Genomic DNA, 11,379 nt, shown 5'->3' with positions numbered 1-11,379 from the left:
TGGAATACTAAAATAAGCAGAGGCTCATTAGAAAGAACATTTATTCTTTTTTTCAACCATTTATTTATTTTATTACGTACGATAAATTACGTTACACCTATCAACCAAAACCAAAGAAAAAAAAGATTATGAAAAAATTACTACTTTTTGTTTTTTTAGTCACTATAAACCAAGTGGTAAAAAGCCAAACTATCAATCGCGCTGCAGCTTTTTCAGGAAGTTCAAATAGCGCTGCAGCTATGGGCACTGTTACTGAGTTAAATGGAGTAAACAAGTTCTCATTCGAAGCCTGGATTTACATCAACCAATGGAATGAAAACAGTTATATATTTAGTAAAATAGAGTCTGTAAAGAGTCGAATTGATATTCAATTAGGATCTGTTGCATCCAAAAGATTATATTTTCATGTTTCAAACGGCGCAAATAGTTATGCAGCTCTAGATAACTCTTCAATACAAGTTGGACAGTGGAATCATATTGCTATGGCATACGATGGAACTAAATCTGCTTACAATATGATGCGAGTTTACATTAATGGAGTGCAGGCTACAAAAGGCATTTTTTACTCATCAGGTAACGGATTACTTCCTACTACAACACCTTCGAATAATGCTGTTTTTGAATTAGGAAAAAACTTTAATGGACGCATTGATGAAGTTAAATTATGGAATTTTGCCGTTGCAGCCTCTGATCTAGAGATGAGAAATACGATTAATGTATATCATCCCTTGTATTCAAATCTTATTTCTTACTGGAAAATGGATCAAATCGGTAGTACTGTTATTGATGCTAAGAATCAGCATAATGGAATATTAGCACCTGCATCGCTAACTGCTGTTGCTGATAATCCAAGCTTTAAATATAAAATTGTAAGCAGTTACATTAGATCTAATTTTTATGAAAATGGGCAGATCAGCGAAGAGTACATTCGAAATAATAATGATATAGTTTACATGGCTGCTAGTCCTTATGAAAATGGCGATCTATTTTTTGAGTACCCAATAAATACAGGGGTATTGAATAACGCTGTTCACTTATCAAATTTTGGTTCGAGAAACGGAGTCATTAGTTTTGCGGGGACTGGTTCCTCCATGAATACAGGAAAAGATCTTCTTAATAAAGCAAATGGCGGAGTAGGAGCTTTTAGTTTTGCTACGTGGGTGTATATCGATCAATGGAATGAAAATAGTTTTATTTTTAGGAAGTACAACTCGGCAACTCAAACTATCGATTTACAGTTGGGTTCTGCAGCTAATAAGGAACTAATTTTCCATCTTTCCAATGGTTCTGATAATAATGTAAGTGCACTTAATTCAGGTCTTACAACTGGGGGATGGCATCATGTTGCTGTAACCTATTCTGGCAATAGTGGAGCGAACCAACAAGCGAAAATTTATATTAATGGAGTTTCTGTCCCGCTAACATTTAAAAATGCTAACGGATTACTTGCTACAACTGGCCCTTTTATTAGGTCAGATTTTGAATTAGGAGTTGGATTTTCGGGAAAATTAGATGAAACTAGCTTAAATCTTTTTAGCTTAAGCAGCACTGAGATAAATAGCATTATGAATAATCCAATCGCGATTAGTACTTGGAATTCAACCAAAACAAATGCCTATTGGAAATATGATGATGCTTTCAATCCTGGTAAAGATTCAAGAACGTGGGTTAGCGTATTGGAAAGTTTGAAACAAACAATTAGCGGATATGAAGGTGCTAAGATACGTCTCGGAGTTACTAATGGAGATTGGCTGAATATGATTAATTCAAATGTCGATAGACTTAACTTTGCAAATAAAATTGCTGCAGTTATGCAAACTAATGGTTTTGATGGAGTAGATCTCGATTTTGAATGGGCGGCATCAACTCAAAATTGGACAGATTACAGTGCTACCATTCTAGCCTTAGATGCTGCACTACCTGCCACTTCAGAATTCAGCGTTACACTTCATCCCTTATATTATAAAATAACGTCTCAAGCAATTGCGGCACTAGATTTTATATCGATACAATCCTATGGCCCTAGCCCAGATAGATTTCCTTACGGTGAGTTTGTTAATAATGTTACTGCAATGCTTAACTATGGTTTTCCAGCTCAAAAACTAGTTATGGGATTGCCTTTTTACGCAGTGACAACAGATAATACAAAAGTAACGACCTCTTACAAAACAATTCTTGCTGCCAATCCAACACTTGATCCAACACTAGACGTGATAGATTTAAATGTCAATGGTATCAAAAATTTTACTTTTAATGGACAGCGAACTATTTTTAATAAAACAAAACATGTACAAGATAAAGATTTGGCTGGAGTAATGTACTGGGATATGGGAACGGACGTAGATTATACTAATCAGCTTTCACTTTTACGGGAATTAAATAAAGTAATGAATGCAAATCTTGATTTATTTAGTACGGGTAACCTAAGTGTTGAGAATCACTTCAATCAATTGGATACATTGCAATCAAATTCAAACTTGAATGTGTATCCCAATCCTGCCAAAAGCAGTTTTACGATTGAATTAGCAAAGGAAGAAGATGGAACTATAGAAATTTTTAACTTGGCAGGAAATATAATAATGCAACAGGTTTTTAATAACCAAAAAGTCTTGAAAATAGATATAAACAATTTTAAAACGGGTATTTATTTGGTTAAATATGTAAATCAAGACGGAAATGGAAAGTCTGCTAAACTTGTGATTAACTAAATCATTTACAACGTTTATCCTGATAGTTTTAAAAGACTAATTAGAACCAAACAATGGTGATTTACTTAAGAAAAAAAATATAATAATATGGTTTATTTTGGTTTGATGTGCACCTACGCAAAATATTTTGGCTATAAACAAAGTAAAAACGTTTAGCTCTAATACAAATTTCAACTGCGTTACTAGTCCAAATAGAATTGATAGGTATACTAATGACTTCAGCAACAAAAAAAGTTACGGTAGAAACTAAAAAAAATTAAAAAATGATAAAATACTTAGTATTGTTAACGTGCATTGTGTCTTTTTCCTGCACCAATCCTTATAAAGTTACTCAAAGTTCAGAATCAGATTATCAGATCATTCCAAAGCCAGTATCGTTAGAAATTTCTAAAGGAAAGTTTTTAATAAATTCTAACACTAAGATTTCAGCCTCCTCTGATTTAAAAAATGAAGGACAATATCTATCGTCCCTTCTTAGTGAACTAACAAAAACTAACATTCCATTGTACACTAAAAATGGGGGGAATATTGAATTGAAGATCGACAATAGCATCAAGGAGAAGGAGGGGTATTTACTTTCGATAACATCGAATAAAGTTATGATTTCTGGAAAAACAGCAACAGGAGTTTTCTATGGTATTCAAACTTTAAGACAGTTATTGCCCGTCTCAGTCAAATCAGACACAAAAACAGTTGATAAAATAACTTTACCTGCAGTAATTATTAATGATTATCCAAGATTTTATTATAGAGGAATGCATTTAGACGTTGGTAGACAATTGTTTCCTGTCAATTTTGTCAAAAAATACATAGATTTAATTGCTATGCATAAAATGAACGTGATGCATTGGCATCTAACCGAAGATCAAGGATGGAGAATAGAAATTAAGAAGTATCCAAAACTAACAGACGTAGGTTCTAAAAGATTTGGAACCATAACAGGACATTTACATAAAGAGACTGGCAATGATGAACAGGAATACGGAGGTTTTTATACACAAGAAGAAGTAAAGGATATTGTAAAATATGCAACTCAAAGACATATTACTGTTATTCCTGAAATAGAGTTACCAGGACATGCAAGTGCCGCTATTGCTTCCTATCCGTATTTAAGTTGTTTTCCAAAAGAAGCTACGGTCATAACGAACAATATGGGATCTAAAGCTGGAAAACAAGCACAAGAAAAAGGCAATCCAAAATTAGTTCAAGAAACTTGGGGCGTATTTGATGATGTGTTTTGTGCAGGAAATGAAAAGACTTTTGATTTCTTAGAAGATGTTCTAGCCGAAATTATTCCATTATTCCCTTCTGAATATATTCATATTGGTGGAGACGAATGTCCAAAATCCAATTGGAAACGTTGCCCCGATTGTCAAAAGAGAATGAAAGAGAATAATCTAGCCAACGAGCATGAATTACAAAGCTATTTTATACAACGTATAGAGAAACATTTAAGTACCAAAGGGAAAAAAATTATAGGATGGGATGAAATTCTTGAAGGTGGTTTAGCTCCCAACGCTACTGTCATGTCATGGAGGGGAGAAAAAGGAGGAATTGAAGCTGCAAAACAGCAGCATAACGTTATTATGACACCAGGTACTCATTGTTATTTTGATAAATACCAAGTAGATAAAGAAGATCAGTCAAAAGAACCTATAGCTATAGGAGGCTTTATTTCTGTTGAAAAAGTGTATAGTTATGATCCTGTACCAAATGTTTTAACTGATGATGAAAAAAAATATATTCTTGGTGCTCAAGGCAATGTTTGGACGGAGTATATAAAAACAACTAGCCAAATAGAATATATGATTTTACCAAGAATGACAGCATTATCAGAAGTTGTATGGACTCCAAAAGAGCAAAAAAACTGGGTCGATTTTAAATCTCGTCTCAATAAAATGAAAGACCGTTATGAGGTTCTGGATTTGAATTATGCAAAACATGTTTTTAAAATAAAAACTGATATTCCTAAATAATAACTACTTAGAAAAAATAAGAAAACAGTTGCGATTTTATAATAATTGAATACTGTTATCGAACGCTTATCATTTTATTAAACCTATTTCTTAATTAATCTCGATCATTACTTTATAAAATAATATTAAATTTTTGTTTTGGATTTTAGTACTTTGTCTTCAAGTTCCTTATGCACAAAATAATGACACTCCGCAACTAAGGCAAAATACGTCACTCAATAAAAATTGGAAATCTCATTTAGGAAGTGCTACTAATCCAACAAAAGATTTCGATTACAGTATTGTTCGTAATTTTGCCATTGCTGCTGGAGGTGCACTATTAACAAAATTTGATGACAGTAAGTAGCGTATATTAAAAGTTTCTCATGACTGGGCGGTAGAACTTCCGTTCGAATATCACAAACATTTTGATCTACAAAGACAAGGTTATACACAGCCAGAGGCCTGCACTAGAGCAACTACCTTGATGTTGAAGGATGCGGAGGTATCATTATTAAAAACAGATGCCCAAACAATTGATTTTAAAAAAATCGACATCGAAGTAGTTGGTGAGAACCCTAACGGAAATACTACTATTATAATAAATGATTGTAACTAAATTAAAAATGAAAAAATATTTTTTATGCTACTAATTGTTTTGGTTTTCTTTAAATCAAAACAAGAAATTTTGAGTACTTAACAAGAAACAACTAAGAGTCCGAAATACAATAATCCAAATTACGAAGCTTTGCATAAATTTGAAGATGATACGCTAAAATACCTATAAACCAATTTTTTATTAACAAATAAAGATTTTTATAAAGGTAAACCTCTTAGCATTTTAATTAATGATTTAGAAATTGATGTAAAAGCTTATTATGGATTATCTGGCAGGGATTTACATTTTATGAACAGTTTAATATTAAATTTTTATAACAAACCACAGAAGGAAGTTAAAATCAAAGAAAAAAAGGATCCTCTTGTTTTAATTATTGATTGAGCAGTTGAATTGCCTCAACAAATAATAGTTGAATTACTACGCAAAAACGATGGTCACTGGACAGAGGAAGAAAAAAAATATTATGGACTATACATCATTAAAGATATAGAAATGGTTATACCTAATTATTAACCAAGATTCTAGGCATTTAGCAAAATTATCTTAAAATAAACTGTTCTAATTTTACTGTCATTGCTGGTTCTCTTTAAAAAGAATCCCATTCCAAAACTGCTCTCTAACATAGCTCTACTTTTTACATTAATAAATGTAGAATAATATCACTTTAAAATCAAGTCGTTAACCTCCTTTACCCCTTATAGAATATAGGTTTTTGATTAATTCTGGTGCGCTTTTGCTTCGCCTCAAAAGCGCACCGATTCTGCACCTTTAACTTTGAGTACTTTTGAAAAGAATGAATAGTGGCTATAAAGCAAAAAGCCTGTAAATCGTTGGATTTACAGGCTTAAGACATTTTTTTGTGGGTTTTTGAAAAGATTGTGAAACCTTGATTTCTCTATCTTTAGCCCAAATCGTGGGGAGAGTAGGATTCGAACCTACGAAGACGTAGTCAGCAGATTTACAGTCTGCCCTCGTTGGCCGCTTGAGTATCTCCCCTTCTAATTGCGGCGCTTAAATGTTGCTAAGCGGTTGCAAATATAGGAACTGTTTTGATTTGTACAAACAAAAAAAGCACATTATTTTAATATTATTTTTAATTAATTGGTAGTGAATTACATAAAAATAAAATATATTTTTCAAGTGCTCTTTTCTTCTTATCAAATGGACAGTAAAACTACTTTTTCCAATTTAATTCTAGTGCAAAACAATTCTTTTCGTCTTTTGAAATAGTAAAAACACTTCGGTTTTCATTATTATTTTCCTGAATTTTTATTTCATCTTGCAAAGAGAGTTCTTTCATAAAATTCATTTCGAAGCTTTCTATTTTCTGCGTCAGTATCAAACTTGGATCAACATAATCCAAACACCATTCTAAATACTTGACATTATTTACATGATTGACAATGTCTAAGTCTGATAGAAAGACTATTTTGTTAGAAAGCACTTTGCTATCACTTTGAATATTTATTTTCGAAAAGGACTCTTTAGTCGCTTTTTTTTCAGGGTAAAGTATGAAATGATCAAAAGGTAAAGCCAATGCTTCTGGACGGCGAATTTTGGTGTTAAAAACAGCCCAAAATGATTCACAACCGGCTACTTTTTGCCCGTTAACGTACATTTCTAAGGCGCGAACTGAACGGGAATTCTCTAAACTATTAATCCATGTTTTTACCACAACTGTATCACCTGATTTTGGAAGCGCGTTTATTTCAACACGCATGCGACTTAAAACCCAAGCCTGATTGAATTCTTGCATGTCTGTAAAACTGATTCCGCCAATTTCAGAATGTGCGGCTGCGGTTAATTGTAATAAATTGCATAAATCCGTATACTTTAGGTAACCACTTGGCGTGCATTGGGTAAAATTAATTTCCCATTCTTTACTGAGTTCTGAGCTGAAGTTGGGTGCTATTGGCATTTGTATTATTTTATATAGAATGTAAAACTAGCTTTTAATATTTATATGAATATTAAAATGATTTGCGACTCAATCGTTTAAATTTAGCTTTGCTTTAAAGGATGAATTGTAGTAATTTAATAGATTACTTTTTTTTGAAACTGTGTACGTAGCTAATTATTATCTCTTTAGGAGTTAAATAATCAAACCATTTCGTTTCTTCATTTCTTTTGAACCAGGTCAATTGTCTTTTAGAAAAACGGCGCGTATTTTTTTTGATGTCCTCGATCGCAAAGTTTAAAGTAATTTCTCTATCAAAGTAAGAAAACAATTCTCTGTAGCCAACGGTTTGTAAAGCGTTTAATATTTTGTTCGGAAAAAGATTTTCTGCTTCAGACAGCAATCCTTCGTTCATCATACTATCAACCCGTTTATTTATTCGTTCGTAAATAATAGCTCTTTGAGCATCTAATCCGATTAAAATAGGAGTGAAGTTGCGGTTGTTTTTCTTTTTGTTTAGAAAAGACGAATAGGGTTTTCGGCTACCCAAACAAACTTCGGTAAAACGCATCATGCGCTGCGGGTTTTGCAAGGTTTGCGGATTGTCGGACAATAACTGATTGTAATAGGAATTGTCTTTTTCTTTTAAAATATCCTGCAAAGCGTCGATTCCTTGTGAAGTATATATTTCTTGAACATTTTGGCGAACAGCGGAAGGAATCTCCGGAAATTCATCAAATCCTTTTAATACAGCATCTACATATAATCCAGAGCCACCAACAAGTACTATATAATCATTTTTTTGAAATAATTGTTCGATCTTTTGTAAAGCTTCTTTCTCAAAATCACCTACGGTATACGAGTCAAAGATTGATTTATTTTGAATAAAATGATGTTTTACTGCTGCTAATTCTTCAGTATTCGGAACAGCGGTACCGATGGTCATTTCTTTAAAGAATTGTCGACTATCGCACGAGATAATTTCGCAACCAAATTGTTTTGCTAGCTGAATACTGAGTGCTGTTTTACCAATAGCTGTTGGTCCGACAATAGTAATAAGATATTTCATTGAAAGCTAAATTTATGAGTTGTGTAGGTTTTTAGCCCAGATGGAAATGGAAATCCCGAACCTGTTTAAACTTAATTTTTTTGGTTGCGAAAAAGCGACTTTAGAAGCTCTTTTTGCGACCTATAAAAATGGTTTTAACGAGGAGGAATTGTAAAGTACAGCTGGATTAGCTTCTGTTAAGAATTATACAATATTTATCTCGTTTCCGCAATGATAGCAGAACTTGGCATTATCTGGTTGATCAATAATTCCGCACTGTTGACATGGGTTTTTATTGGTATGCAAAGTGTTTTTTAAGGCGTTTTTGGCAAATTCTGCAGTTACAATTCCAGTTGGAACCGCAATAATTCCGTATCCCAAAATCATAACTAGAGAGGAAACGAATTGTCCTAAACCTGTAATTGGCGTAATGTCACCATAACCAACGGTTGTTAACGTTACTATTGTCCAATAAATTCCGACGGGAATACTAGTAAATCCACTTTCTTTTCCTTCAATTAAATACATAATACTACCTATAATAATAGTGGAAACCAAAACGAAGTAAATAAAAACTAAAATTTTCTCCTTACTAGATTTCATCGCCGATTGCAATTGTAGGTACTGATGATTGATTTGTGGAATGTGTAAAATTTTGAATAATCTAAACAATCGCAATGAACGCACGATAACAAAGATGGTCGTTGCGGGAAAAATAATGGATAAAAACATGGGCAAAATTGCCATTAAATCAATAATTCCATAAAAACTAAACACGTAACGCCACGGTCTACTGATGCATAAAATTCGCAATATGTATTCAAAAGTAAAAAGAATAGTGATAACCCACTCTATAATAATAAGTGTAGAATGGTATTTTAAACTAAAACCTTCGACGGTTTCGAGCATTATAATGATCACACTAATCACTATAATACCTAACAAAATTAAATCGAACAGCCGTCCTGTCACCGTATCACTTTTGTAAATGATGGTGTAAATTCTATTTTTTAAGTGTTCGTATTTAGAGATACTTCTTGCCATTTTTATTTTTTTTAAAAGCTAAAATTTAAAAATTTATTACTTTTAATGATTTACTTTTTCGAATAAAATTTTGAATAATACTTCTAACATCGCGATTATTCTCCATCGAGATCAGAATATTTTTAAGGATTTCTGGATTTGTAATTTGATAATTTAAATCGTAAAAAGCGTAACCTTTGTAAATACCATTTTCAATTAAAACAGCGCTTCTTTCGCTTATCGTTCTTCCTTTGTCAATAACGATCATACTTTTATTCTCAAAGGAGTAGGTGCTGATAAAATCTTGAGCGCGTGCGTTATAAACTTGAGCTGATACTTTTGCAATACAAGCGCCATCGCATTCTTTTATTTTGTACTGAAAGCATTCATCTTTACATTCATATAGTCCGTTTAGTTTTTGACACAACTTGTACTTTTCGGTAATTCTAAATAGAAAATTTTTACCTTCTTGCGCAGATACAAAGGACATAATTTCTCTTTTACGGCCGTCTGTTTTTTGCAATTTTAAAGTAAGGTATCCATTAGCGTCTTTCTCGGAGTAAATTGCATAAATAAAAATATTTTTGCGCTGTGCTCGATTCAAAATCGGTGCATTAACTTTTATCTCTTGACTTTCTTTTAAAAGTGCTATTAATTCGCTGCCCGTTTCTTCGAAAGTAACTGTAAAAACGTCTTTTTGAATGCGTTTGCTTTTATTGGTGATTCCGGTAAAATGTTGGTTGACTCTTTTTTTGATATTGCTACTTTTACCAATATAAATGATGCTGCCACTTTGATTGTGTACATAATATACACCTGTTTTACTTGGTAAATCACGTAAGATATCTAGCAATTTTGGAGTCATTCCTTTTTCTACTTCGATCTTGACAAATTCTTTAACTATCGTTTTTTCGACGTCTTTCTCGAGCAACATTTTAAACAACTTTACCGTCGCCATGGCATCGCCATTGGCACGATGTCTGTCTGCCATCGGAATGCCGAGCGCTCGAACTAATTTGCCTAAACTATAAGACGGTTGCTCCGGAATTAATTGCTTGGCTAATTCTACTGTACAAAGTGTTCTAGCTTCAAAATCATAACCTAATCGTCGAAACTCTGTTCGTAGAATTCGGTAATCAAACGACGCATTGTGTGCCACGATTATACAATCGGAAGTGATCTCTATGATGCGTTTGGCAACCTCAAAAAACTTGGGAGCAGAGCGCAGCATGGCATTATTGATTCCGGTCAATTTAACCACAAAAGGTTGAATCGGAATTTCGGGATTTACCAAACTAATGAATTGGTCTACTACTTCAAAACCATCAAATTTATAGATGGCAATTTCGGTAATTCCTTCTTCATTAAACTGTCCTCCAGTAGTTTCTATGTCGAGTATTGCGTACAAATTAAGTGTTCAGTTGTATAATAATTAATGTTCAGTCTTTAAAAATAGAGTAAAATTATGATCGTCCTCCAAAAATACTGCTACCAATGCGAACCATAGTACTGCCGCATTCTGTGGCCAATTGATAATCGCCAGACATTCCCATAGAAAGCGTTACAATTTGACAATTATCAGCAGAGACTATTTTGTAAGTATCAAAAATTTCTTTTAAATACCTGAATTCTTTTTCGATTTGACTTTGATTTTCGGTAAAAGTAGCCATTCCCATTAAGCCTGTAATGCGAATATTTTTCAGTTGTTTAAATTCTTCAGATTCCAATAAAGATTTCAATTCTTCTTCATCCAAACCAAATTTTGTATCTTCTTTTGCGATAAAAATTTGGAGCAAGCAGTCGATAATTTTATTATTTTTCAGCGCTTGCTTATTGATTTCCTGCAATAATTTTAAGCTATCAACGCCGTGAATTAAACTTACAAAAGGAGCCATAAATTTCACCTTATTGCTTTGGACGTGTCCAATCATATGCCATTGAATGTCTTTTGGCATTTGTTCGAACTTGTCGACCATTTCCTGAATTTTGTTCTCGCCAAAAATGCGTTGACCTGCATTGTAAGCTTCCATTAAATCAGTCACAGGTTTGGTTTTAGAAACAGCCACCAAAGTAACATTTTCAGGTAATGAATTCTTTATTTTATCTAAATTCTCAACTATTGACATAGC

8 protein-coding genes and 1 tRNA gene are annotated in these 11,379 nt (G+C 33.0%); 3 read left to right on the top strand and 6 right to left on the bottom strand.

What is annotated here, in order from left to right:
- Positions 1-128: 128 nt before the first annotated feature.
- From ACRASX_RS13660 to ACRASX_RS13650, 3 genes are all read left to right on the top strand, one after another.
- Positions 129-2,708 carry a LamG-like jellyroll fold domain-containing protein gene (locus tag ACRASX_RS13660; protein ID WP_432221627.1) on the top strand — a complete coding sequence of 860 codons (2,580 nt, stop codon included), beginning with the start codon at positions 129-131 and terminating at the stop codon, positions 2,706-2,708.
- 263 nt (positions 2,709-2,971) lie between these two features.
- On the top strand, positions 2,972-4,684 hold the full coding sequence (locus ACRASX_RS13655) for a beta-N-acetylhexosaminidase (RefSeq protein WP_432221626.1): 1,713 nt from the start codon (positions 2,972-2,974) through the stop codon (positions 4,682-4,684).
- Positions 4,685-4,817: 133 nt separating this feature from the next.
- Positions 4,818-5,030, top strand: a complete 213-nt coding sequence (locus tag ACRASX_RS13650) for a hypothetical protein (protein ID WP_432221625.1) — start codon at positions 4,818-4,820, stop codon at positions 5,028-5,030.
- Positions 5,031-6,196: 1,166 nt separating this feature from the next.
- Here ACRASX_RS13650 and ACRASX_RS13645 read toward each other — a convergent pair.
- The 6 genes from ACRASX_RS13645 to ACRASX_RS13620 all read right to left on the bottom strand — a co-directional run bounded on the left by ACRASX_RS13645 (position 6,197) and on the right by ACRASX_RS13620 (position 11,376).
- Positions 6,197-6,278, bottom strand: a tRNA-Tyr gene (locus ACRASX_RS13645).
- Positions 6,279-6,456: 178 nt separating this feature from the next.
- Positions 6,457-7,200 (bottom strand): acyl-[acyl-carrier-protein] thioesterase, encoded by a 744-nt coding sequence (locus ACRASX_RS13640; protein ID WP_432221624.1) that lies wholly within the window; start codon positions 7,198-7,200, stop codon positions 6,457-6,459.
- Positions 7,201-7,324: 124 nt separating this feature from the next.
- A complete protein-coding gene (miaA, locus tag ACRASX_RS13635) occupies positions 7,325-8,248 on the bottom strand; it encodes a tRNA (adenosine(37)-N6)-dimethylallyltransferase MiaA (protein ID WP_432221623.1) in 924 nt (307 codons plus the stop codon).
- 183 nt (positions 8,249-8,431) lie between these two features.
- Positions 8,432-9,271: an ion transporter gene (locus ACRASX_RS13630; RefSeq protein WP_066308984.1), complete on the bottom strand. Its 840-nt coding sequence runs from the start codon at positions 9,269-9,271 to the stop codon at positions 8,432-8,434.
- Between the two features lie 25 nt (positions 9,272-9,296).
- Positions 9,297-10,658: an exonuclease domain-containing protein gene (locus ACRASX_RS13625; protein ID WP_066308990.1), complete on the bottom strand. Its 1,362-nt coding sequence runs from the start codon at positions 10,656-10,658 to the stop codon at positions 9,297-9,299.
- 55 nt (positions 10,659-10,713) lie between these two features.
- Positions 10,714-11,376 (bottom strand): YggS family pyridoxal phosphate-dependent enzyme, encoded by a 663-nt coding sequence (locus tag ACRASX_RS13620; RefSeq protein WP_432221622.1) that lies wholly within the window; start codon positions 11,374-11,376, stop codon positions 10,714-10,716.
- Between the last annotated feature and the right edge of the window lie 3 nt (positions 11,377-11,379).

The sequence above is a fragment of the Flavobacterium sp. TMP13 genome (genome assembly GCF_050847115.1).
Lineage (GTDB): Bacteria > Bacteroidota > Bacteroidia > Flavobacteriales > Flavobacteriaceae > Flavobacterium.
The sequence above is the reverse complement of the archived record's forward strand: the minus strand, read 5'-3'. Positions and strand labels throughout refer to the sequence as shown.